Source organism: Proteus sp. LHD240705, assembly GCF_047921555.1.
Lineage (GTDB): Bacteria > Pseudomonadota > Gammaproteobacteria > Enterobacterales > Enterobacteriaceae > Proteus.
In genome coordinates, this window is record NZ_JBLRMI010000007.1 from 19,290 (window position 1) to 44,455 (window position 25,166).

The following is a 25,166-nucleotide window of genomic DNA, read 5'->3' on the forward strand; positions in this document are numbered from 1 at the left end:
CTCTCTAACATTATCATTTTAGTTATACCCTTATGTTAGAAAGTTATAATCTGTAATTTTACACATGACGAAACTGACAGCGATTCGCTGTTATACTATTCACGTTCATAGTTCGAGAGTTACCCCGAGTTATTAAGAACCCACCATTATGAATCTTACCGAATTAAAAAATACGCCGGTATCAGAACTGATAGCACTTGGCGAAAATATGGGGCTAGAGAATCTGGCTCGAATGAGAAAGCAAGACATTATTTTCTCTATCTTGAAGCAACACGCGAAAAGTGGAGAAGATATTTTCGGTGACGGTGTGCTGGAAATATTGCAGGATGGCTTCGGCTTCCTACGTTCCGCAGACAGTTCCTACCTTGCTGGTCCCGATGATATCTACGTTTCTCCAAGTCAAATTCGCCGTTTTAACCTTCGCACTGGTGACACCATCGCAGGGAAAATTCGTCCTCCTAAAGAAGGTGAACGCTATTTTGCCCTCCTAAAAGTTAATGAAGTTAACTTTGATAAGCCAGAAAATGCCCGCAGTAAAATCCTCTTTGAAAACTTAACACCTTTACATGCTAATAATCGTTTACGCATGGAACGTGGTAATGGTTCAACAGAAGACTTAACCGCGCGTGTTCTTGACTTAGCGGCACCAATTGGCCGTGGTCAACGTGGTCTTATCGTTGCTCCACCAAAAGCGGGTAAAACCATGTTGCTGCAAAACATTGCAGCAAATATTGCTCATAACTACCCAGATTGCGTATTAATGGTACTTCTGATTGATGAACGTCCAGAAGAAGTGACAGAAATGCAACGCTTAGTAAAAGGGGAAGTTATTGCTTCAACCTTTGACGAGCCAGCTTCTCGCCACGTACAAGTTGCAGAAATGGTGATTGAAAAAGCGAAGCGTTTAGTTGAGCATAAAAAAGACGTTATCATCCTGTTAGACTCCATCACACGTTTAGCGCGTGCTTATAACACAGTTGTTCCTTCATCAGGTAAAGTGTTAACAGGTGGTGTGGATGCAAACGCATTACATCGTCCTAAACGTTTCTTCGGTGCGGCTCGTAATGTTGAAGAAGGTGGTAGCTTGACTATCATTGCAACAGCATTAGTCGATACGGGTTCTAAGATGGACGAAGTTATCTACGAAGAATTTAAGGGTACAGGTAATATGGAATTACACCTGTCTCGTAAAATTGCTGAGAAACGTGTTTTCCCTGCGATTGATTACAATCGTTCTGGTACACGTAAAGAAGAGTTACTGACGTCTCAAGATGAGCTACAAAAAATGTGGATCCTGCGTAAAATTATTCATCCAATGGGTGAAATTGACGCAATGGAATTCCTCATTAACAAGTTAGCAATGACTAAGACAAATGAAGAATTCTTCGACTTTATGAAACGTTCATAAAGGGTATTAGCAAAGTGATTGAGCTGAGAATAGGATATAAAATATTAAAATAGTGTGCTCTGTTACAGAATAAGTAATATCACCTCAATTTATATGCTGTTAAGCTCATTTACTTTGTAAGAATGACGATATGATGAAAACGCCACAATAGTTGTGGCGTTTTTTTGTTTTTTATGGATGTAATTCAATTTTAGATTGCAATATTTTAGCGCGATGTTGGTATATATATTGCATGTTTTGGTAATTGATAAAAATAGCGATGGCATCAATAAAAATAGTTAAGGAAAACTTATAATTGATGAAGGGTGGTGGGTTTTGAATGAACTCGTCGTGGTGAGGCTGGAAAAAAGAATAAAAACACATGGAAGCGTAAAATAACCAGCTATATTTATTATAGAGAACAAGTACTGTGGATATACTAAAAATGAGCACAAGCATTTTTTATGTGTTCTTATTTTCTTTCGCTTTTTTATTTTTGGCTCGTAAAATTGCAAAGAAAATTGGACTCGTGGATAAACCGAATTATCGTAAAAAACATCATGGATTGATCCCCTTAGTTGGCGGAATATCAGTCTATTTTGGTATTGTTTTCGCATTTTATATTGCAGATATCTATATTCCTCATAAGGAACTGTATCTGGCTTGTGCGGGACTTCTTGTTTTTATCGGTGCTTTAGATGATCGCTTTGATATTAGTGTCAAAATTAGAGCTACAATTCAGGCTTTTGTTGGGATCGTAATGATGGTGGGTGCAGGGTTAAAACTTGACACTCTGGGTCATGCTTTTGGTCCTTGGGAAATGCATTTAGGGCCTTTCGGCTATATTGTTACACTTTTCGCTGTTTGGGCAGCAATCAATGCCTTTAATATGGTTGATGGTATTGATGGGTTATTAGGTGGTCTTTCTTGTGTCTCTTTTGGCGCGCTTGGTATTTTATTATATCAAAGTGGCAATTCAGCTCTTGCATTCTGGTGCTTCTCATTTATCGCGGCGATTCTACCTTATATCCTTTTAAACTTAGGGTTATGCGGTAAAAAATTCAAAGTCTTTATGGGAGATGCGGGAAGCACACTGATTGGATTTACCATTATTTGGTTATTGGTCGCATCAACACAAACTCAACCTCGCCCTGTTAAAGCGGTAACCGCATTATGGATAATTGCTATCCCTCTTATGGATATGGTGGCAATTATGTACCGTCGTTTACGCAAAGGGATGAGCCCTTTCTCACCAGACCGCCAACATATCCACCACTTGATTATGCGTGCAGGGTTTACCTCTCGCCAAGCCTTTATTTTAATTACGTTGGCGGCAGCTTTATTAGCCGCAATTGGTATTATCGGTCAAAACCTACCATTTGTACCTGAATGGTTTATGTTGGCATTATTCTTGCTTGCATTTGTTATGTATGGTTATTGTATTAAACGCGCGTGGCGAGTCGCTCGTTTTATTAAACGACATAAGCGTCGCTTACGTAGAGCAACACAACAGCATTAATATAAGCAGAGGTTTTTTAACGTGATGAACTCGGAAAATAACGCCTCCCGACAGGGTGAACAGCCAGATAATGAACTCGATATTCGAGGTCTTTTTTGTGCACTTTGGTCAGGAAAAAGCTGGATTATAGGGTTCGCTCTGCTTTTTGCAGTGATTGCACTCGGTGCATCTTATTTGATGCAACCTAAATGGAGTGCAATTGCAATGACAGAGAAACCAACGATTAATAACTTAGGCAGTTATTATTCGCAATCTCAGTTTTTGCGCAATCTTGATACACAGATTAATCCTGCTGCACAAACCTCAGCTTTAACTATTTCAGATGAAGCTTATCAAGAGTTTATTACTCAAATCGCGGCGTTTGATACACGTCGTGAATTTTGGTTGCAAACGGATTATTTTAAACAGCGCAAAGAGAGTGATGAACAGGCTAATGCTGCGTTATTGGATGAGTTAATTAACAATATTCAATTTACGCCTGCCGATGAGAAAAAATTAGTTAATGATCAACTAAAACTTATTGCGGAAACATCAAAAGAAGCGAGCCAATTATTAAATGAGTATATTGCTTTTGCTAATAAGAGAGCAGCTACCCATCTTAATGATGAAGTGATAACAGCTTGGGCAACTAGAACTCAATCAATGAAAGCGCTAGTTAAACGTCAAGAAATGGCGGCTCAATCTGCGTATCAACGCCAAATTAACTTATTAGAGCAATCAATCAAAGTGGCTGAGAAACAAGGTATTTCTCAAAAACAAACCTCGATTGCGATTGATGAGTTACCAGATTCTAAACTGTTTTTGTTAGGTGTCCCGCTGTTGCAATCACAGCTAGAAACTTTAGTTGCAACAGGTGCTGATTTTGATAGTGATTATGATCAAAATACGGCAATGTTAGCGACCCTTGCTGTGGGCGCCAAATTACAAGACAACTTCCAAACTTACCGTTTTCTACGTACCCCTGAAGATCCTGTGAAACGTGATAGTCCTCGCCGTGCCTTTATGATGGTACTTTGGGGCGCTATTGGTATTTTAGCGGGTGCAGGTGTTGCATTAGTAAGACGCAGTTCATTAAAAAAATAATAATTAAATTTTGTCATTGATGACAATAACGAGACATCAGGTGTTTCGGCACTTGATGTATTGAGAATAAGGGCATATTGCTTTCCCAAAAATAAGCGATATAACAATGAAAAAAAAGAGAGCCACTGTGAAAGTGTTGACTGTTTTTGGCACACGCCCTGAAGCGATAAAAATGGCACCTTTAGTGCACGCTTTAGCAAATGATGATTCGTTTGAAGCGAAGGTATGTGTTACGGCCCAACATCGAGAAATGCTTGATCAGGTATTAAATCTTTTTGAGATCAAACCAGATTACGATCTCAATATTATGAAACCAGGACAAGATTTAACGGATATTACCTGTCGTATTTTAGAAGGGTTAAAACCGGTATTAGCGTCATTTCAACCTGATGTTGTTTTGGTACATGGTGATACAACAACGACCATGGCAGCAAGTTTAGCCGCATTTTATCAACGAATTCCCGTTGGTCATGTGGAGGCTGGGCTACGTACTGGCAATCTTTACTCCCCTTGGCCTGAAGAGGCAAACCGTACTATTGCAGGTCATCTTGCAATGTATCATTTCGCACCAACAGAAACTGCAAAATTAAATTTGGTACGAGAAGCGGTTGTGGATAAAAATATTTTTGTCACGGGGAATACGGTAATTGATGCGTTGTTTTGGGTAAGTGACAGAGTGATGGGCAATCAAACACTCTTAAATGAGCTTGCTGTAAACTATCCATTTATTCAGCCTGATAAGAAAATGATCTTGGTAACAGGACATCGTCGAGAAAGCTTTGGTGGTGGTTTTGAACGTATCTGCCAAGCTTTAGCTGAAATTGCATTAGCACACCCTGATGTAGAAGTTGTTTATCCTGTTCACTTAAATCCTAATGTGAGTGAGCCTGTTCAACGGATCCTTCATGGTATTGATAATATTAAGCTGATCCAGCCACAAGATTATCTCCCATTCGTTTACTTAATGAACCATGCTTACCTTATTTTGACCGACTCTGGTGGAATTCAAGAAGAAGCTCCTTCATTAGGTAAGCCTGTTCTTGTAATGCGAGACACAACAGAACGCCCAGAAGCTGTTGAGGCGGGCTCTGTTCGTTTAGTCGGAACAGATACTAAACGTATTGTTAGCGAAGTAACTTCTTTATTGACAGACGAAAACGCGTATCACCAAATGAGTAAGGCGACAAACCCTTACGGTGATGGTCATGCCTGCCAACGTATTCTTGAAGCATTGAAAAAAAATCAGGTGACATTATGAGTTTTGAAACTATTTCTGTTATCGGCCTCGGCTACATTGGTTTACCTACAGCGGCAGCTTTTGCCTCTCGTAAAAAAAGCGTCATCGGTGTTGATGTTAATCAGCATGCAGTTGATACGATTAATAAAGGTCAAATTCACATTGTTGAGCCTGATCTTGATAAAGTCGTTAAACAAGCGGTTGAAGAAGGTCATTTAAAAGCCTATACCACGCCACAACCAGCAGATGCTTACCTTATTGCTGTACCTACACCATTTAAAGGTGAGCATGAGCCTGATTTGGCTTATGTTGAAGCAGCTGCCCGCTCTATCGCACCTGTACTGAAGAAAGGTGATCTTATTATTCTAGAATCAACCTCACCAGTTGGTTCTACTGAAAAAATGGCAGAGTGGTTAGCAGAAGCTCGCCCAGATTTAACTTTCCCTCATCAACAAGGTGAAGATGCTGATATCGATGTTGCTTACTGCCCTGAGCGTGTATTACCAGGTCAAGTGATGATTGAACTTATCCGCAATGACCGTGTTGTCGGTGGGATGAACCGTAAATCTTCAGAACGTGCGAGTGAGTTGTACAAAATTTTCCTTGAAGGTGAATGTGTTATCACCAATGCACGTACCGCAGAAATGTGTAAGCTGACTGAAAATAGCTTCCGTGATGTTAATATTGCGTTTGCTAATGAATTATCACTGATCTGCGCTGACCAAGATATTAATGTGTGGGAGCTAATTAGCTTGGCGAACCGCCATCCTCGCGTCAATATTTTACAACCAGGTCCAGGCGTTGGCGGACACTGTATCGCTGTTGACCCTTGGTTTATCGTGTCACAAAATCCAAAACAATCTCGTTTAATTCACACTGCGCGTTTAGTCAATGATGGCAAACCAGTGTGGGTTATAGATCAAGTTAAAGCCGCTGTTGCAGATTGCCTTACTGAAACAGGTAAACGTGCAAACGAAATTAAAATTGCCTGCTTTGGTTTAGCCTTTAAGCCTAATATCGATGACTTACGTGAAAGCCCAGCAATGAATATCACTAAACAAGTCGCTGATTGGCACAGTGGTACTACGTTGGCGGTTGAACCTAATATTCATGAATTACCAACAAAACTGAAAGGGATCACAGAGTTAGTATCAACAGAACAAGCTCTGAAAGACGCTGATATTGTCTTAATGTTAGTTGATCACCAACAATTTAAAGCGATCCCTGGTAGTAAAATCACTCAAAAATGGATTGTAGATACTAAAGGAGTATGGCGTTGAAACGCATTCTAGTGACAGGCGGAGCCGGTTTTATCGGCTCTGCTGTTGTTCGACATATTATTGAAAACACCAATGACAGCGTTGTTGTGGTGGATAAACTAACTTATGCCGGTAATTTAGAGTCATTAGCAACTGTAGCCGACAGTGAACGTTATGCTTTTGAGCAAGTCGATATCTGTGATAGAGCCGAGCTTGACCGCTTATTTGCTCAATATCAGCCAGATGTTGTGATGCACTTAGCGGCAGAAAGCCATGTTGACCGCTCTATTGATGGTCCTGCTGCGTTTATTGAAACCAATATTGTTGGCACTTACACCTTATTGGAAGCAGCTCGCCACTTTTGGCAAGTGTTACCACAAGAAAAGAAAACGGCATTTCGGTTCCACCATATCTCAACAGATGAAGTGTATGGCGATTTAGAAGGTACAGACGACTTCTTCACTGAAACAACGCCTTATGCACCAAGTAGCCCATATTCTGCTTCTAAGGCCTCAAGTGACCACTTAGTGCGTGCTTGGTTACGGACTTATGGCTTACCAACTGTAATTACCAATTGCTCAAATAACTATGGTCCTTACCATTTTCCTGAAAAATTAATCCCATTAATTATCTTAAATGCGATTTCAGGAAAACCATTACCTGTTTATGGTAAAGGTGAACAGATCCGTGATTGGCTCTATGTTGAAGATCATGCTCGTGCGCTTTATTTAGTCGCAACAACGGCAACACCGGGTAAAACCTACAATATTGGCGGTCATAATGAGCGTCGTAATATTGATGTTGTGAAAACAATTTGTGCGTTACTTGAAGAGCTATACCCGAACAAACCCGCAGGCGTTGCTCAATATGTTGATTTAATCACGTATGTGAAAGACAGACCGGGTCATGATCTACGTTACGCCATTGATGCAGCGAAAATTGAAGCTGAATTAGGTTGGAAACCAGAAGAGACATTTGAATCAGGCATTCGTAAAACCGTGTTGTGGTATTTAAATAACGAAACTTGGTGGAAACGTGTGCTTGATGGCTCTTATGCAGGTGAACGTCTAGGGCTTGGGAACTGATTAAGTAAAGAAGGATAAATGATGAAAGGTATTATTTTAGCGGGTGGTTCTGGTACACGACTGCATCCGATAACCAAAGGGGTATCGAAGCAGTTATTACCTATCTATGATAAGCCCATGATCTATTATCCGCTTTCAGTTCTGATGCTTGCTGGCATTCGAGATATTTTGATCATCACAACACCAGATGATATGACCTCATTTCAGCGCTTATTGGGTGATGGTTCTGCATTTGGTGTTCGTCTTCAATATAAAATTCAGCCATCTCCTGATGGCTTAGCCCAAGCCTTTATTTTGGGCGAGGAATTTATTGATGATGACCATTGCTGTTTAGTTTTAGGCGATAATATCTATTTTGGTCAAGGGTTTAGTCCAAAACTGAAACAAGTTGCACAACGTGAACGTGGTGCAACTGTGTTTGGTTATCAAGTGATGGATCCTGAGCGATTTGGTGTCGTTGAATTTGACGATGATTTCAAAGTGTTATCCATTGAAGAGAAACCAGAACAGCCTAAGTCTAATTGGGCGGTGACAGGGCTTTATTTCTACGATAACCGTGTGGTTGATTTTGCCAAACGAGTCAAACCTTCGATTCGTGGTGAATTAGAAATTACGTCGATTAATCAGATGTATCTTGAATGTGGTGAGCTTAACGTTGAACTACTGGGACGTGGTTTTGCGTGGTTAGATACCGGAACTCACGATAGTTTAATTGAAGCTAGTACCTTTGTTCAAACCGTTGAAAAACGCCAAGGATTTAAAGTGGCGTGTCTTGAAGAGATTGCTTGGCGCAATGGTTGGCTCAGTGATGACCAAGTAAGAGAAAGCGCAAAATCACTGTCTAAAACAGGTTATGGCCGCTATCTATTGGATTTATTACATGTCCGTCCTCGCCAATATTAATTATCTTGAGTGGGAAAGTGAGTATTTCTCCCTCAAAACAGGGCGCCTTGAGTTTGATACACAAGCGCCCGTGTTAACAGACGAACAACTTGACGCTTTTGCTGTGGTTCAAGCTAAAGTCGCATCTCATGAGCTTTCTCTCATCGATAAACTCAGCCAATTAGGTTTTCAATTTGCGGAAGGTGAAATTGATTTTAAACTTTCAATTGGCACAGAAAATGCTTGTAAGAAAGCGACGGAATATTGTTTTAGAAAAGCCAATGAAGATGATATCGATTTATTGATGGCAACGGCTTCAGAAGCTTTTGTACAAAGTCGTTTTAGAACACCTTGGTATCAAGAAGGCGATAGCAGTCGTTTTTATGCATTATGGGTTAAAAAAGCAGTGTTAGGTACGTTCGATGATATCTGTTTACTGACTTGTGATGCTGAAAATAACGTGAGTGGTTTTGTCACTTTACGTCAAATATCTGAAAGTGAAGCAAGAGTGGGATTACTCGCAGTAATGCCCAACAGAATAGGACAAGGCATTGGTAAACAACTGATGTCGGTCGCGAAGTTTTGGTGTCAACAACAAAGTATTTCAACCTTATATGTTGCAACACAGATCAGCAATATTGCAGCTTCGCGTTTATACACACACAGTGGGGGCTTAATAGAGAGCACCACTTATTGGTTATACAGGGGATAATATGATTCCGTTTAATAAACCACCCGTTGTCGGCACAGAATTAGAATATATGAAACAGGCTATGGAAAGTGGCAAGCTCTGTGGTGATGGCAATTTCACAAAGAAATGTGAAAAGTGGTTAGAAGAACAATTTCATTGTCATAAAACGCTGTTAACGCCTTCTTGTACAGCATCGCTTGAAATGGCTGCCATCTTATTAGATATCAAGCCTGGCGATGAAGTTATCATGCCAAGTTTTACCTTTGTTTCGACCTCTAATGCGTTTGTATTACGTGGCGCAACGATTGTTTTCGTTGATATTCGTCCAGATACTATGAATATTGATGAAACAAAAATTGAAGCAGCAATCACAAATAAAACGCGCGCGATAGTGCCTGTTCATTACGCAGGTGTTGCGTGTGAAATGGATACCATTATGGCGATTGCGAAAAGACATAATCTATTCGTGATTGAAGATGCTGCACAAGGTGTCATGTCAACTTACAAGGGCAAAGCGCTTGGCACGATTGGTCATATTGGTTGTTATAGCTTCCATGAGACTAAAAACTACTCATCAGGTGGTGAGGGTGGTGCAACGTTAATTAACGATCCTGATTTAATCAATCGCGCAGAAGTTATCCGTGAAAAAGGCACTAACCGCAGCCAATTTTTCCGTGGTCAGGTAGATAAATATACTTGGCGAGATATTGGTTCTAGCTATTTAATGTCAGACTTACAAGCAGCTTATCTGTGGGCTCAACTTGAAGAAGCTGAAAAAATTAATGAGCGTCGTTTAGCATTTTGGCAGATTTACTATGATGCATTGACACCATTAGCAGAAAAAGGCTTATTGGCGCTTCCAATCGTTCCTGAAGGGTTAGAACACAATGCACATATGTTCTATATCAAACTGAAAGATATCGAGCAACGTACCGCGTTTAATGACTACATGAAAGAGCATGGTGTCTTAACGGTATTCCACTATGTGTCATTACATACCAGCCCAGCAGGTATGAAGTTTGGTCGCTTTGACGGTGAAGATATTTTCACAACGCGAGAAAGTGAGCGTTTAGTGCGTTTACCTATGTTCTACAACATGACAGAAGAAGAGCAACAGACTGTTATTGGTCATATTCGCGACTTTTTTGCTTAATTATGTCATTAGCCAAAGCATCGATTTGGACAGCCGGATCAACCCTGATAAAAATCGGGGCTGGTCTGCTTGTCGTTAAGTTACTTGCTGTCTCTTTTGGTCCAACAGGAGTCGGATTAGCGGGTAACTTTCGTCAATTAATCACCGTACTAGGCGTCTTGTCTGGTGCGGGTATTTTTAATGGTGTGACGAAATTAATCGCACAATATCAAGATGATGATATTCAACGCAAAAAAGTGTTGGGTACTTCATCATCCATGATTTTGCTGTTTTCCACACTATTAGCTATTTTATTTCTTCTTTTTTCTGCCCCCATTAGCCAAGTGTTATTTGGTGATGATTATCATCAATATCAGGATATTGTAAGAGCTGTTGCTTTTATTCAAATGGGAATTGCATATAGCAATTATTTTCTTGCCATATTAAAAGGTTATCGTGATGCGGCAGGTAATGCCTTATCAGTGATTGCAGGTAGCATTATTGGTGTTGTTGCTTATTATTTATGCTATTTATTTGCGGGTTATCACGGTGCATTAATTGGACTAGCATTAGTGCCTGCACTTATTTTATTTCCTGCTACATTTTTAGTAGTAAAGCGTAAACGCTTCGCGTTGAGTGAGCTGAAACCCCACTGGGATAAAGCGATTGCCAGCCATCTTGGCAAATTTACTATTATGGCTATTTTGACCTCTATTACGCTCCCAGTCGCTTATATCATGATGCGTAATCTATTGGCTAAACATTATAGCTGGGATGAGGTTGGGATTTGGCAAGGCGTGAGTAGCATTTCAGATGCTTACTTACAATTTATTACGGCATCTTTCTCTGTTTATTTACTGCCAACCCTCTCTCGATTAACACAAAAGAGTGATATCACTAAAGAGATAGTAAAGTCGCTGAAGTTTGTATTACCTGCGGTTGCTGTTGCCAGCTTTATGGTGTGGTTATTACGTGATTTTGCGATTTGGTTACTGTTTTCAGATAAATTTGTCGCTATGCGTGATTTATTTGCATGGCAACTTGTCGGTGATGTTTTAAAAGTAGGCGCCTATGTCTTTGGCTATCTTGTCATTGCAAAAGCGGCACTACGTTTTTATATCCTTACAGAAGTAAGCCAGTTTGCCTTATTAACGCTATTTTCGCGTTGGCTTATTCCTGAGCATGGCGCACTGGGTGCAGCTCAAGCCTATATGGCAACGTATATTATTTACTTCCTTCTCTGTAGTTCTGTTTTCGTGATTTATTGCAGGCGCAAATGACAACTTTGATTTACGTACTAGGTTCAGACATTGTGCATCATAACAACACAATGTTACGGTTTTTTAACGACCACCTCGTGACTGAGGCGGGGTTAACGTATAAACCTCGTTTTATCGTTGCCAGTAAAAATACTTCACTGCAAGAAAGCTATCCAGCTTTAGATATTGAGTGTTTAGCTGATAAAAAGCAGGTTGCACAGAGAGTGGTTACATTGGCAAAAGCCGATACTCACCAACGATTCCTTTTTTTAGGTCAGTTTAATGCGCCTATTTGGCTGGCATTATTGACTGGCAAGATTAAACGTCATCAATTTTGGTGGCATATTTGGGGTGCTGATTTATATCAGGATTCTAAACAGCTAAAATTTAGACTCTTTTATCTTCTTCGTAAACTTGCTCAAAAGCGTGTGGGGCGAGTATTTGGTACACGAGGTGATCTAAATTACTTCGCGCAATTTAACGTTAATATTCCAGCCAGTTTGCTCTATTTTCCAACAAGAATGGATCCTGCGCTGACGGTAACAGAAAAAGCGCCTATTGATGAAAAACAAATCACCATTATTGTGGGTAATTCAGGGGATAGATCGAATCGTCATATTGAAGCTTTACAGGCGATTGCAGAGCAATATGGAACACGCGCAAAAGTGATTATTCCAATGGGATATCCTGAAAATAATCACGTTTATATTGATGAAGTAACCCAAGCAGCTGGCCAGTTGCTTCCATATAATCAGGTTGAAATATTACGTGATAAATTGGCATTTGATGATTATCTTACGTTATTGAAAACATGTGATTTAGGCTATTTTATTTTCCATCGTCAACAAGGTATCGGCACGCTTTGTCTGCTTATTCAATTTGCGATCCCTTTTGTTATTAGTCGTCAAAACCCATTTTGGCAGGATTTAACTGAGCAAAATGTTCCTGTTTTTTTCTCGGGTGATAAATTAGATGTTGCGCTAATTGAAGAGGCTAAACGTCAATTACTGATGCTTGATCGCCAAAATATTGCCTTCTTTGCGCCTAATTTTACGGACGGATGGAAAGAGCTAATTGAGATGAGTACAGGAGAGCCGCAATGACATTGGCGGAACTGGGTGGCTTAGCACTTGTTTATTTTATCTCTTTAAGTTTTATTTTATTGCTGACTTATCAAGAATTTCGTCGAGTTCGCTTTAATTTTAATGTTTTTTTCTCAATGCTCTATCTGCTGACCTTTTATTTTGGTTTTCCACTGACTTGTATGTTGGTATTCCAATTTGATGTCGCAGTTGTACCAGTTGATTCATTATTATACGCGCTATTAGCTTCTACCTGCTTCTATGCCATTTATTATGTCACTTATAAGGTAAGGTTGAGAAAACCGGTTAGCGGCCCTTCTAGGTCGTTATTTACCATGAATAGAGTAGAAACCAACCTCACTTGGATTTTATTGGCATTAATCGCATTTGTAACCGTCGGAATTTTCTTTCTGCAAAATGGCTTTTTACTCTTTAAGCTCAAAACGTATAGCCAAATTTTTTCAAGCCAAGTGTCAGGTGTCGCGCTTAAGCGCTTTTTCTATTTCTTTATTCCCGCAATGCTGGTGGTTTATTTCTTAAAACCAACGCAACAACGCTGGATTTTCTTCCTTTGTGCGACGGTAGGTTTTGGGATCTTAACTTACATTATCGTGGGTGGAACGCGCGCCAATATCATCATCGCTTTTGCGCTGTTTTTGTTTATCGGTATTGTTCGTGGCTGGATAACCTTGTGGATGCTGGTTGCAGCAGGGGTTATGAGTATCGTTGGAATGTTCTGGTTGGCATTAAAACGCTATGGTCTTGATGTGAGTGGTGCCGAGGCATTCTATACTTTCTTGTACCTTACTCGTGATACGTTCTCTCCTTGGGAAAACTTAGCGTTGTTACTTGATAACTATGACAAGATTGAGTTCCAAGGACTTGCTCCGATAATTCGTGATTTTTATGTTTTTATTCCTTCTTGGGTTTGGCCTGAACGCCCAGATGTTGTACTGAACTCTGCAAATTACTTTACGTGGGAAGTGCTTAATTACCATGCGGGTCTTGCTATTTCGCCAACCTTAATTGGCTCGTTGGTTGTGATGGGGGGCGTTGTCTTTATCCCATTAGGTGCCATCGTAGTCGGGTTGATTATTAAATGGTTTGATTGGCTATACCAGCAAGGGTTGAGTGAGAGCAATCGCTATAAGTCCGCTATCTTACAAGCTTTTTGCTTTGGGGCGATTTTTAATATGATTGTTTTAGCACGAGAAGGGGTCGATTCGTTCGTCTCTCGTGTTGTGTTCTTCTGTTTAGTTTTTGGTTTATGTTTAGTGGTCGCAAAACTGCTTTATTGGTTATTTGAAAGTGCGGGATTGGTACGCAATTACGTGACTCGTCAACTACAAAGTGAACCTCGTTTAGAGAAAAAGGAAAAGTAATGGGATCCAATTCAATTCCGAAGTATTCAATCCGTGGACATAATATCTGGGGATTTCGCGATATGGCTCATTTTCTGGATTATCTCTATGAAGGAGCACAAATAAAAAGTGGCTCTCTGATTGCCATTAACGCAGAAAAAATTCTCACAGCAGAAACAGACTCAGCACTCAATGAGCTACTCAATGAAGCTGATTATCTTTATGCAGATGGTATCAGTGTTGTGCGAGGTATTCGTCGTAAATATCCTGATGCAAATGTTTCTCGTATTGCTGGTGCGGATTTATGGGAAGCGTTAATGGAAAGAGCAGGTAAAGAGGGAACACCTGTCTTTCTTGTCGGTGGTAAACCTGAAATTCTTTCGCAAACCGAAGATAAGCTTAAAGCACAGTGGAACGTAAACATTGTGGATAGCCAGAACGGTTACTTCACACCACAAGATAGAGAGGCGTTATTTGAGCGTATAAAGGCCTCTGGTGCGAAGATAGTGACTATAGCCATGGGATCACCTAAGCAAGAGTTGTTTATTCGTGCATGTCGTGAAATTTATCCTGATGCATTATATATGGGTGTCGGTGGGACTTATGATGTGTTTACGGGTCATGTTAAGAGAGCACCAAAAGCATGGCAAAATCTTGGATTAGAGTGGTTATATCGTTTGTTATCACAACCAAGTCGAATTAAGCGTCAATTTAAGCTGTTAAAATTCGTTGGGTATTATTATTCCAATAAATTGTAATAGTAATAGCGTCTTTTTTGTTAGGTGGGGCTGATTAAATGATTTATTCATGCATTTATCTAGCATCTTACTTGTTTAATTATTATACTGACGGGGCGTTTAGCGTGTAAAAACGCTCCATTTATCGACGAAATGCACAAACTATCGTCAAACAAACTTTTTTTTTCAAAAAGCACTAGACAGACAGAGCGTAAATCCGTACTATCCTCTCCCGCAACGGCGTGAAGCGCCCGTAGCTCAGCTGGATAGAGCGCTGCCCTCCGGAGGCAGAGGTCTCAGGTTCGAATCCTGTCGGGCGCGCCATTAAAGCGTGCTAAGAGTTACGGTGAAGAGCGTTGTTGTAAGAAGTAATAAGATAGCTGTTATGGTGGCTATAGCTCAGTTGGTAGAGCCCTGGATTGTGATTCCAGTTGTCGTGGGTTCGAGTCCCATTAGCCACCCCATCTTATCTTAGTTATTGTTTATGCGAGGGTGGCGGAATTGGTAGACGCGCTAGCTTCAGGTGTTAGTGTTCTAACGGACGTGGGGGTTCAAGTCCCCCCCTTCGCACCAATAAACAAGATAAGAGCAGTGATGCAGACGGCGAGTAGCGCAGCCTGGTAGCGCAACTGGTTTGGGACCAGTGGGTCGGAGGTTCGAATCCTCTCTCGCCGACCAATAAGAAAAAGCCTCGATTATATCGAGGCTTTTTCGTATCTACGATTTACTTTTTAAAAACCGCTATACCATATCTACTTCTACTTCTACTTCTACTTCTACTTCTACTTCTACTTCTACTTCTACTTCTACTTCTATAAGTCGTTACTCTTATCCATATTTTTTATTTCTTGTTATGTGTTCCAGATAAGAAAACCAAAATGATGTTTTTAACGGAAATGCCACCCTTGTCACTTAAGGGTTATTAATAATTTAATTTATTACCGAATTTTAATCTTCATAAAAAGATGAGTTAAATACGTAAAATAATTGATTTTAACTATATGAAATATAAGTTTTTTGTTTTATTTGTCGGTAAATGCCAACACTTGCTATTTTTGATGTCTCCAATAGGAGACATTTAACATATTGATTTTAAATAATTAAATAACCAGTGTGTTTTTCTTGTCGTGAAAAAGAGACGTATATCAGACCCTATATTTTCTTTTCTATTTAGCAATAGCATGGTGAAAGCACAAACCATAGCGTCTTTATCATTGAAAATGAATAAAGCCAGAAAGGAAAACCAAAATTCAATAAGTTATCTTATACTTTTTAGCGATAGGGGATATTTTTAATAAAAAATGAAAAATTGGCACGCTAAATGCAATACGTATATTGTAGATGCTCATTCCACTCCTTATGACAGCATATGGCTTCATAAACCTAGGAATGATGCAGAGCCGATTATTCGGTGCCTACGTCCACGTTAACGATGAACATCATTCATCATCAACAGGACGAAACGTTGAGTGAGGCACCATCCGTCTGTAGACCTGATTGTATATTTATACGCCTGTATAGTTTTATACAGGCGTTTTTTTATATATCAACCACTCATCCATTTTGTATTCACCGCATTATCACGCTATTATCCAGCGCAAGGGTAGATTGGAGATAGCATCAATATGATAAATAAACAAAAAGCATATCTTGCACAAGAAAAACTCTTTCTTATAGAGAAGTTTGGCCCATTATTGTTCTTTTTGATCCCTCTTATCATGCTTATTATTGGTGGAAAATCATGGGCTAAATATGTGGCTTTTCTTTGTCAGGGGATCGCACTGATTTATATCGTCGTGTTTTATCAAGCGAGAAAACATTATCTGTCATTTAAGCAAGAAAATGAGAAGGGAATACCCACTCGCTTTTATCGTATTGCTTGGGTGTATGTGTTTTTGACTTTATGTGTGGAAGTGGTGTTGTTATTTCAACGTATCTTTTAAATCACATAAAAAAACCCTCAATAATTAATAAAGAGGGTTTTTAGATCAGGTGATTAAACGATTTATGATCACGTTCTTATCGAATAAGCTTATTTACTTTTTTTAGGCTCTTCAAAAATGACAGAATCCTTTTTCAGTGTCATTAATAAAGCATCTTTACGCACTTTCGCCGACTCTTCAGATTTTTTCTGTTTATCTAATGCATCAGCAAGCCACGCAAAGTCATGAACATCAGGGCGTTGCTTTAATGCATTACGAAAAGCCTCTTCAGCTTGAGCCCATTTCCCTTGTTGCATCGCTATCTGACCTAATGTGCTATTGAGTAATGGCGTTGGCCCATGTTGTTTAATTAATGTATTAAGCACTTTCATAATAACATTAGCATCTGTATTTTTTAAACGAGGCAATAGTAAGATCAAGCGTTCATCATATTGGCGTTTAATACCGTCTAAGATGATCGTTTGAGCGGTATCAGGATCGTTACACTCAATAAGGTGTTCAGCCAAAACGACACGCAATGCATTATCATGATGTACTTTACGCGGTTGTGCTTTCCACCAATTTTTCAGTCCATCACAGCCATTTTCGGACATCTTCTGTCCCATAATACCGATATAGGCTTTTTGGCGTAATTGCTCTAGTTCATCATCTGTGTGTAATGCAATTTTTTGCATGGAAGGAATGATATCAAGCAGTGCTTGCCAAGCTGCTGTTCGTGTATAAGCGACTTCTGCAAGACGTAACACTTCTGGGTGACGTGGCACTTGATTTAATAACTCATCAACCCCAGTACGCGCAGCGTGATTTTCGTTTTGTGCTAATAAAATACGCACTCGAGTGATATCAACAGGAAGCTGATTGGTATCGGCAAGCTCAGCTGCACGTTCGAGGTGTTGTTGAACTCGGAATTCATCACCACGTTGTTGTGCGGCTTCAGCGGCTAACAGGTAGTTTACAACAGGCTGCTCTGCATAATCTGCATTACGGCTCATTAGTTTTTCAACTTCTTTAAAATCACCTTCCGCTAATTTCATTAATGCCATGCTGGTTTGTTTGCGTGCGCGATTACGTTTACGGAAAGAAAACCAACTATATGCTTTTGAGCCTGTACCAATGAAACGGCGATAACTCCAACCAATCAGTAACAATGCTAATTGTAGTAAAACAAACATAATGACAAGGCTGGTTACACTGGTTTCAATATCCCAATCATCAGTTTGTATAAGTACATAACCTTGATGGCCTGCCAATAGTGGGCCAAAAATGATGCCCGCAATAAGCACCACAAAAAGGAGCAGTATTTTTAACATAAGCTTATTCTCCTTGTTGTGTTACTGGTGCATCAACAGTTGTACTATCAGCTACAGCATCTTGTACGCTTTCTGATGCATTATGTTCAGCTTCTACGGCTTGGGCATCTTGGGCTTCAACAGCTTGTGCTCCAGCAACTTGTGGTTCTGCATACTCATTTTGTGCCAGTAAATTGCGAATTTGTTTTTCTACACGTTTTTCTAGCAATGTCGGGCTCTTCAATTCTGATGGCATTGCAAGCGTAATAGGTTGTTTCTCTAATTCAGAAACCGTATCTAAAAATGCAGTTGTACTTGGATCAGAGGTATCAAAATAAGCACGTACCCAAGTGGATACCGCTTCCAGTGATTGCTGATAAGTTTCAGTTTGGTGACGAGGCACGGCTTGAGAAGCAATTAATAAACGTGAACGGATATTCTCACGTAAATAGACATCTTGATTCGGTGCTAATAAAGGAACGGCTGCGGTATCACGGCGACGAATAGTAATAAAATCATCCATAAAGCTTTTCCAGCTTTTACTTAGATTCTGTTTCCAATCAGAAAGTGAACCTGAAATGGTTTCATCGTTTTTATCCATTGGGGAGCCATTACGCTCAAGATCAGCTAAACGGAGATTATCAACCTGATTCGCTAACTGGTTTAATTGTAAGATGATGCCATCATTATCAATTTTGGTGAGAGCAGCTAAACTGCTGATATCTTCATTAATAGCACGACGGATCTCAAGTAAACTCGGATCGTTCATTTCCGCTAAGCTACTATCAGCACCTTTTAGTAAACTCACGGCGGTCACAACATCTTGATCATTCCATAACTTACGACCAGCCATTTTCACCATAAAATCGGCTTGTGCTAATAGCCAACTTTTGACATCTGCACTAGAAATAGCGGCAAAGCGTGTTTGTAGATCTTGAATTTGGCGCTCTGTTGTTTGGCGTTCGTTTTGTAATTTATCGATAGTCTGTTTTTGTGAGTCAAACATACTATCAATATTGTCAAAGCGTTGTTGATACGTATTTTGGAGTTGTTGTAATTGGGTAAGCTCAGATTTGAGTGATTGATTTTCTACACTCAGCTTTGATGCTTGTTGATTGGTGTAATAGTAAAGGCTACCACCGATTGCCAAAATAACAAGGATAGCAACAGCACTTCCAATTAGACCTGAGCGCTTGTTATTAACAGGTTTGACTTCCTGATAGCGGACATTCTCATCAGCTTTAGCTGCATCTTTTGGCAAGTCATTATCATTTGTATTTTTCTGTTCCGTCATATCGGCGTCTCATTTAGGTTCTATATTAATGCATGAAATAAAGCATCATTATTGGCACTTTCAGCAACGGTGACAGTTTCCCACCCTAATGTTTTTGCTATTGTTGCTAATCGTTCACTGACCACAAGTAAATGGCAGTTTAACAGCCATGCTTTTTTAGATTCAGCGACCAGATCAAAGAGTTGTTGTAACATTTCACCGCTAGTGACAACAAGCGTATCAACCTGTGCTTTTTCCCATTGAAGCGCAAAGTCTTCAGGGGAATAATGAATAAATAGGCGTTGGTAACATTCGCATTCATCAACGATTGCGCCTCGTTGGCTCAATGTTGTTGCGAGTAAGTCACGACCACCGTTACCTCTAAGCAGTAATATTTGCTTGTTTTTCACCTGATTAAGCTCAGGAAGGTCAAGAAGATCTTCGCTGGTTTCTCCTTGCTCAGGGTAGCAAATTGGAAGACTGCTTAAATGTTGGAAATCTTTCGCTGTGCTTTGACCTATTCCATAATAGGATAGCGTATCTGGCCATGATTGTTGTAATTGATTTAGCTGCCAGTTTGCGTATGACACCGCATTTTTAGAAAGTAAAAATACACAATCACCCGCCCTTAATCCTTTTAGTTTAGCATCTAATAAAGGGAGCTCACGACCTGCGGTGATCTCTATTAAAGGTGCTTGAAAGGCTGTTTTTCCCGCATCAATTAAACGCTGGGTTAATGCCTTTCCTGCTGGGTTGGGGCGAGTAACTAAAATACTCATGCAGGTGTGCTGCCTTGATACACTGCCGTTAAAATGGCTCGTGCACCTTTATCTAAAAGCTCTTCAGCCAATGAGATACCCGCAGTTTCAGCGTCTTCTGGAGACACTAAGCGCTCACCACGCAAAATAGTTTCGCCATCAGGAGAACCGACTAAAGCACGTAACCAAATTTTGTCATTTTGCCAAATGGCATAGCTTCCAATCGGAACTTGGCAACCGCCTTCAAGACGAGTATTCATTGCACGCTCTGCTTTAACGCAAATTGCAGTGCGAGAATGGTTTAGTGCATCTAATAACTGACGAGTTTCATTATCATCTAAGCGACACTCAATTCCCACTGCACCTTGCCCAACCGCAGGTAAAGATTGCTCAGCAGATAATGGTGTACGAACACGTTCGTTAAGACCTAGGCGTTTTAAGCCAGCAACGGCAAGAATAATGGCATCATAATCACCATTATCTAGTTTCCCTAAACGAGTACCGACATTACCACGTAAATCACGAATAATCAGGTCAGGGCGCTGTGCTTTTAATTGGCATTGGCGACGTAAACTGGATGTGCCTACAATACTACCCGCAGGAAGTTGTTCTAAAGAATCATAATGATTAGAGACAAAGGCATCACGAGGATCTTCGCGTTCACAAATAGTCACTAACCCTAAGCCTTCTGGGAAATCAATAGGAACATCTTTCATAGAGTGAACGGCAATATCTGCGCGTGATTCAAGTAGGGCAAGTTCTAACTCTTTTACAAATAGCCCTTTGCCACCTACTTTAGCTAAAGGTGTATCTAAAATGATGTCACCTTTAGTGACCATCGGTATTAATTCGACGACTAAACCTGGATGAGCAAGTTGTAGTTGTTCTTTCACATAGAGCGCCTGCCACATAGCAAGAGGGCTTTGGCGGGTAGCAATACGGATGGTACTTTTTGACATAATAGTATTATCTCTTCCGAGCGATTATCGATATTTTTGTTTAGAAATAAGGCATTGTTTTAACACTTTAAAGCTCAATTTTCCAGTTAAGGCGCTTTGAGTCGTAATAACAATGAAAGAAATGAGGCCATCTTCGAAAAAGAAAAAAAGAAAGAGGAAATAAAAAATAAGTAAATTATTAATGGATACTATCGGGTTTAGTTATTTTTAGAATTTTATTCTTTTTATATCTATATAAAAAGTGTGGTTATTTACAAAATCAAAACATTGAGTTAATTTTGTTAACATTTGATGGGTGAGAAGTGAGACAAATATTATGTTTAATCTGAACACATTGATAAAACAACTATTATTTTAAATTTACTTATTTTTCTTATTATTTTTCAATATATAAAAATACTATAAATTTTAACAAAATTATTATTAAATAAAAGAAAGAGAAATAATAAAAATAGAGAAAAGAATTTATTCTTAAATTAAATAATTAATTAATAAAAATTAAATATTATTTTAAATATTATTATCGCAACATTAAAAATAGAATTCTTATTTTAAGTGTAAAAATAAAAAATAATCAAAAATTAAAAATAATTCATGATTATCAATCGGTTGCTTTTATTTTTACTTTTTTATCTATTTTTTACGTTTTGTCAAAATTTATTTTCAGTTTCATCATTAAGTAAACAGGGGTTTTTGTGGGGTAAAGGGAGGATTGAGATATTTTTTTATCATTTTTTCTATAAATAAAACAATTTATCTTCATGATTATAAAGATATTTATTTGATGGCTTTACACGATTAAGCGCTTAAATATCACTTTTAGATCTTGGTGCTATATTTTGAGTTCCTCTTTACGCCTTGCGCTCAAGGTGTTAAATTGATCACGTTTCCGAGATTTTGTTAGTAAAGTTTTATCTATTAATATTCCCTAACTCAACCTTGGTCACTTATAAACTCAGATTCTACTATCTTCTTAGTATTGTTCAGGCGAAACTCTTGTATCTTTATATTGAAACACTGAAGCAACGGCTGGATGCGATTAATCAACTCAGACTGGAACGAGCATTTGCATCGATGTGTGATGTTTTTAAACAGGTCTATGGTTTAATTCCTGTTTTATTGCATTACCACCATCCTGAGTTGCCCGGCTACATACAAGGAAATGTTCCTCACGGCACATGTTTCTTTGAACCCGATGACATGCAACGTCAATGGGCGAATAAGCTGGTTAACGCATTATGTGATGATCCGATGGATGGATACGCCAATGGAGAGTTGCCAATTACTGGCATCTATTCAATGGGGAGTACCTCTTCTATTGGTCAAAGTCACTGCTCCGATATTGATATTTGGGTCTGCCATCAATCATGGCTGGATCAAGATGAACGTGCACTTTTACAACGCAAATGCCAATTGATTGAACAATGGGCTGGCGAACTAGGTATTGATGTTACGTTTTTCTTAATTGATGAAAATAGATTTCGCCACCATGCAAGTGGTAGCTTAGGTGGAGAAGATTGCGGCTCTACCCAACATATTCTTTTACTTGATGAATTTTATCGTACAGCGGTACGCCTAGCAGGTAAGCGCTTGTTATGGGCGATGGTGCCTGTTGAAGAAGAACATCATTATGACGAGTATGTTAACTCCCTTTATGCTCAAGGTGTATTAACGCCAAATGAGTGGTTAGATCTCGGGGGATTAGGTGAACTTTCTGCTGAAGAGTACTTTGGCGCAAGTTTATGGCAACTCTATAAAAGTGTCGATTCACCTTATAAAGCCGTACTAAAAAGTATTTTATTAGAAGCCTATTCAGCGGACTACCCTAATGGGAAGTTGCTGGCATTAGAAATGAAGCAACATCTACACCGTGGCGAAATCGTTAATTATGGTTTAGATGCTTATTGTATGATGCTGGAGCGCGTCACTCGCTATTTGGTTTCTATTAATGATTTAACCCGCCTTGATCTTATCCGTCGCTGTTTCTACCTGAAAGTGTGTGAAAAATTATCTAGCGAAAAAACACAGAACGAACCTGAAGCTTGGAGACGACAAGTCTTATCGCAATTGGTTACTCAATGGCAATGGGATAATGAGCGCTTAACAGTACTCGATACGCGTGATAGTTGGAAAATCGAGCGTGTGCGTGATGCACACAATGAGTTATTAGATACGATGATGCAAAGCTATCGTAATCTTATCCGTTTTGCGCGTCGTAATAATTTAAGTGTCAGTGCAAGCCCGCAAGATATCGGTGTTCTAACACGTAAACTTTACGCGGCGTTTGAAGCATTACCCGGTAAAGTCACACTGGTTAATCCACAAATCTCACCTGATTTATCAGAGTCACATTTAACCTTTATTTATGTACCACAAGGTCGAGCAAATCGTAGCGGCTGGTATTTATATAATCGCGCCCCTGATTTTGAAAATATTGTTGGACATCAACCATTAGAATATAACCGCTATTTAAATAAATTAGTGGCATGGTCTTATTTTAATGGGCTGCTAACAAAAGAGTCTCGAGTTTATATTCATCAAGGAGAATCCTCTTGTGATGAAATTAAACTGCATGAATTAGTCAGGGATATGTCGAGCCATTTCCCAATTCGTTTACCTGCACCAACACCGAAAGCACTGTATAGCCCTTGTGAAATTAGACATCTAGCGATTATTGTCAATTTAGAAACTGATCCAACAGAAAGTTTTTCTGATCACGTGGTTCACTTTGATTTTAGAAAACTCGATGTGTTTAGTTTCGGTGAAAAAGAGCAGTGTCTTATTGGTAGTATTGATTTGTTGTACCGTAACTCTTGGAATGAAGTTAGAACCCTTCATTTCAGTGGCACACAATCTATGTTGGAATCGTTAAAAACGATATTGGGTAAAATGCACCAAGATGCGGCTCCACCTGCCTCTGTGGAAGTGTTTTGTTATAGCCAACATTTGCGTGGTTTAATCCGCACTCGTGTTCAGCAGTTAGTCTCAGAATGTATTGAATTGCGATTATCAACGAATCGTTTAGAGCCGGGTCGTTTTAAAGCTTTACGCATTGCTGGGCAAACGTGGGGATTGTTCTTTGAACGCCTCAATGTGTCGGTACAAAAATTAGAAAATGCTATCGAGTTTTATGGCGCAATTTCGTATAACAAGCTTCATGGGTTGCCAGTTAAATTAGATAAGGACGCCCGCTATTTACCTGCGGTGATTGATGGTTTTGCTTGTGAAGGGATTATTCAATTCTTCTTCGAAACCACAGAAGATAGTAATGTCTTTAATATCTATATATTAGATGAAGCAAATCGCGTTGAAATCTATTCCCATTGTGAAGGAAGTAAAGAAGAGTTAGTGAAAGATGTTAGTCGTTTCTACTCTTCATCTCATGATCGATTCACATACGGATCAAGCTTTATTAATTTTAATCTGCCGCAGTTTTATCAAATTGTGAAAGTGGAAGGATCAACTCAAGTGTTACCTTTTGCTGGTGGATCCTTTGGTAAATTATCCGATCTGGGTAGTAAAGAAACGCAACCTGAAATGAATGTTGTTGCCCACGGATTTACAGATTATAAAGCGGTACAGCATTCTTAATTAAGTACAAGCCAATAAACACAAATGGGAGCTTTGATAGCTCCCATTATTGTTGTTAATTGCGCTTATTAGAAAGAAAACGCTTCCCCACTTTGTTCTGTTATTGCTTGTGCCAGCATGGTTAAAAATTCACCACCACTTCTATCACAAATCCATTGTTCGTCTTTCCAATCAAAGTGATAGCCACCAGAGCGTGTCGCTAACCAAACTTGATGAAACGCTTCTTGGCGATTAATAATAATTTTACTATTATTTTCAAAGGTTAATGTCATTACACCGCCATTGATTTCACAATCAATATCTGCGTCACCTTCATAATTATCAATAGTTTGTTCTATTTCTGACAAGAGTTCATCAGCTAATTGGTGAAATTCACTGTCGTTCATCTTCATTTCCTATTTGCTTTTCGAGATCTAACTGCGATTATAGAGGATATTAACCAAATAAATGACAGGCAGATTTCGAATGAAAACGTATTTACGTTGCACTCTTGCTATAATAACACTGATTTCTCTTTCTGGTTGTGGCTTGAAAGGCCCTCTTTATTTCCCTCCTGAAGATACTCAGGCAAAAATGACACAGTCATCCCAGCCAACCCAGCAAGTTGAGAGCGACTCAACTCAGACCAATTAGTCAATC

At 39.4% G+C, this 25,166-nt stretch carries 21 protein-coding genes and 4 tRNA genes; 20 read left to right on the forward strand and 5 right to left on the reverse strand.

All coding sequences use genetic code 11. The features are described from left to right. Window positions 1-148: 148 nt before the first annotated feature. From rho to ACNART_RS13420, 18 genes are all read left to right on the forward strand, one after another. Window positions 149-1,408 (forward strand): transcription termination factor Rho, encoded by a 1,260-nt coding sequence (gene rho / locus ACNART_RS13335; RefSeq protein ID WP_023583649.1) that lies wholly within the window; start codon window positions 149-151, stop codon window positions 1,406-1,408. 409 nt (window positions 1,409-1,817) lie between these two features. Next, window positions 1,818-2,906, forward strand: coding sequence for a UDP-N-acetylglucosamine--undecaprenyl-phosphate N-acetylglucosaminephosphotransferase (gene wecA, locus ACNART_RS13340; RefSeq protein ID WP_198632446.1), 1,089 nt, complete (start codon window positions 1,818-1,820; stop codon window positions 2,904-2,906). Between the two features lie 24 nt (window positions 2,907-2,930). Beyond that, entirely contained in the window at window positions 2,931-3,989 is a 1,059-nt protein-coding gene (gene wzzE, locus ACNART_RS13345) for an ECA polysaccharide chain length modulation protein (protein WP_368927654.1), read from the forward strand. A 127-nt stretch (window positions 3,990-4,116) separates the two neighbouring features. Next, window positions 4,117-5,247, forward strand: a complete 1,131-nt coding sequence (gene wecB / locus ACNART_RS13350; RefSeq protein WP_368927662.1) for a non-hydrolyzing UDP-N-acetylglucosamine 2-epimerase — start codon at window positions 4,117-4,119, stop codon at window positions 5,245-5,247. Beyond that, window positions 5,244-6,506, forward strand: a complete 1,263-nt coding sequence (gene wecC / locus ACNART_RS13355; protein WP_109372740.1) for a UDP-N-acetyl-D-mannosamine dehydrogenase — start codon at window positions 5,244-5,246, stop codon at window positions 6,504-6,506. The genes wecB and wecC overlap by 4 nt, the downstream gene beginning before the upstream one ends. Further along, a complete protein-coding gene (rffG, locus tag ACNART_RS13360; protein WP_109372763.1) occupies window positions 6,503-7,570 on the forward strand; it encodes a dTDP-glucose 4,6-dehydratase in 1,068 nt (355 codons plus the stop codon). The genes wecC and rffG overlap by 4 nt, the downstream gene beginning before the upstream one ends. Window positions 7,571-7,591: 21 nt before the next feature. Beyond that, a complete protein-coding gene (rfbA, locus tag ACNART_RS13365; protein ID WP_198620262.1) occupies window positions 7,592-8,473 on the forward strand; it encodes a glucose-1-phosphate thymidylyltransferase RfbA in 882 nt (293 codons plus the stop codon). Further along, window positions 8,451-9,164, forward strand: a complete 714-nt coding sequence (gene rffC, locus ACNART_RS13370; protein ID WP_198626376.1) for a dTDP-4-amino-4,6-dideoxy-D-galactose acyltransferase — start codon at window positions 8,451-8,453, stop codon at window positions 9,162-9,164. The genes rfbA and rffC overlap by 23 nt, the downstream gene beginning before the upstream one ends. A gap of 1 nt (window position 9,165) precedes the next feature. Then, window positions 9,166-10,296, forward strand: a complete 1,131-nt coding sequence (gene rffA, locus ACNART_RS13375) for a dTDP-4-amino-4,6-dideoxygalactose transaminase (RefSeq protein WP_198620252.1) — start codon at window positions 9,166-9,168, stop codon at window positions 10,294-10,296. A gap of 2 nt (window positions 10,297-10,298) precedes the next feature. Then, entirely contained in the window at window positions 10,299-11,555 is a 1,257-nt protein-coding gene (gene wzxE, locus ACNART_RS13380) for a lipid III flippase WzxE (protein ID WP_196534386.1), read from the forward strand. Further along, entirely contained in the window at window positions 11,552-12,637 is a 1,086-nt protein-coding gene (locus ACNART_RS13385) for a TDP-N-acetylfucosamine:lipid II N-acetylfucosaminyltransferase (RefSeq protein ID WP_198620250.1), read from the forward strand. Before wzxE ends, ACNART_RS13385 begins: the two co-directional genes overlap by 4 nt. After that, window positions 12,634-13,998 (forward strand): ECA oligosaccharide polymerase, encoded by a 1,365-nt coding sequence (gene wzyE / locus ACNART_RS13390; RefSeq protein ID WP_198620249.1) that lies wholly within the window; start codon window positions 12,634-12,636, stop codon window positions 13,996-13,998. Before ACNART_RS13385 ends, wzyE begins: the two co-directional genes overlap by 4 nt. Next, window positions 13,998-14,735, forward strand: coding sequence for a lipopolysaccharide N-acetylmannosaminouronosyltransferase (gene wecG, locus ACNART_RS13395; protein ID WP_311747445.1), 738 nt, complete (start codon window positions 13,998-14,000; stop codon window positions 14,733-14,735). The genes wzyE and wecG overlap by 1 nt, the downstream gene beginning before the upstream one ends. Window positions 14,736-14,961: 226 nt before the next feature. Further along, a tRNA-Arg gene (locus ACNART_RS13400) sits at window positions 14,962-15,038 on the forward strand. Window positions 15,039-15,102: 64 nt separating this feature from the next. Next, window positions 15,103-15,178 (forward strand) — tRNA-His (locus ACNART_RS13405). Window positions 15,179-15,200: 22 nt separating this feature from the next. Continuing rightward, window positions 15,201-15,287, forward strand: a tRNA-Leu gene (locus ACNART_RS13410). A 28-nt stretch (window positions 15,288-15,315) separates the two neighbouring features. Next, a tRNA-Pro gene (locus ACNART_RS13415) sits at window positions 15,316-15,392 on the forward strand. Window positions 15,393-16,339: 947 nt separating this feature from the next. Continuing rightward, window positions 16,340-16,657 carry a hypothetical protein gene (locus ACNART_RS13420; RefSeq protein WP_368927648.1) on the forward strand — a complete coding sequence of 106 codons (318 nt, stop codon included), beginning with the start codon at window positions 16,340-16,342 and terminating at the stop codon, window positions 16,655-16,657. Window positions 16,658-16,746: 89 nt separating this feature from the next. Here ACNART_RS13420 and hemY read toward each other — a convergent pair whose 3' ends face one another. From hemY to hemC, 4 genes are read right to left on the reverse strand one after another with little or no spacing between them, the layout of a single operon-like run. Then, a complete protein-coding gene (hemY, locus tag ACNART_RS13425; protein ID WP_196534390.1) occupies window positions 16,747-17,967 on the reverse strand; it encodes a protoheme IX biogenesis protein HemY in 1,221 nt (406 codons plus the stop codon). 4 nt (window positions 17,968-17,971) lie between these two features. Continuing rightward, entirely contained in the window at window positions 17,972-19,240 is a 1,269-nt protein-coding gene (hemX, locus tag ACNART_RS13430; protein ID WP_368927646.1) for a uroporphyrinogen-III C-methyltransferase, read from the reverse strand. A 20-nt stretch (window positions 19,241-19,260) separates the two neighbouring features. Further along, window positions 19,261-19,998, reverse strand: coding sequence for a uroporphyrinogen-III synthase (gene hemD / locus ACNART_RS13435; RefSeq protein WP_196534392.1), 738 nt, complete (start codon window positions 19,996-19,998; stop codon window positions 19,261-19,263). Further along, entirely contained in the window at window positions 19,995-20,936 is a 942-nt protein-coding gene (gene hemC, locus ACNART_RS13440; protein ID WP_198620246.1) for a hydroxymethylbilane synthase, read from the reverse strand. Before hemC ends, hemD begins: the two co-directional genes overlap by 4 nt. Window positions 20,937-21,932: 996 nt before the next feature. On the opposite strand from hemC, the gene ACNART_RS13445 reads away from it, so the two are divergent. Then, window positions 21,933-24,527, forward strand: a complete 2,595-nt coding sequence (locus ACNART_RS13445) for a class I adenylate cyclase (protein WP_198620245.1) — start codon at window positions 21,933-21,935, stop codon at window positions 24,525-24,527. 68 nt (window positions 24,528-24,595) lie between these two features. On the opposite strand, the gene cyaY is transcribed toward ACNART_RS13445, so the two are convergent. Beyond that, entirely contained in the window at window positions 24,596-24,913 is a 318-nt protein-coding gene (gene cyaY / locus ACNART_RS13450) for an iron donor protein CyaY (RefSeq protein ID WP_088494024.1), read from the reverse strand. A gap of 79 nt (window positions 24,914-24,992) precedes the next feature. Here cyaY and lptM point away from each other — a divergent pair, with 79 nt between their 5' ends. Continuing rightward, window positions 24,993-25,160 (forward strand): LPS translocon maturation chaperone LptM, encoded by a 168-nt coding sequence (lptM, locus tag ACNART_RS13455; protein WP_151436666.1) that lies wholly within the window; start codon window positions 24,993-24,995, stop codon window positions 25,158-25,160. Window positions 25,161-25,166 lie beyond the last annotated feature (6 nt).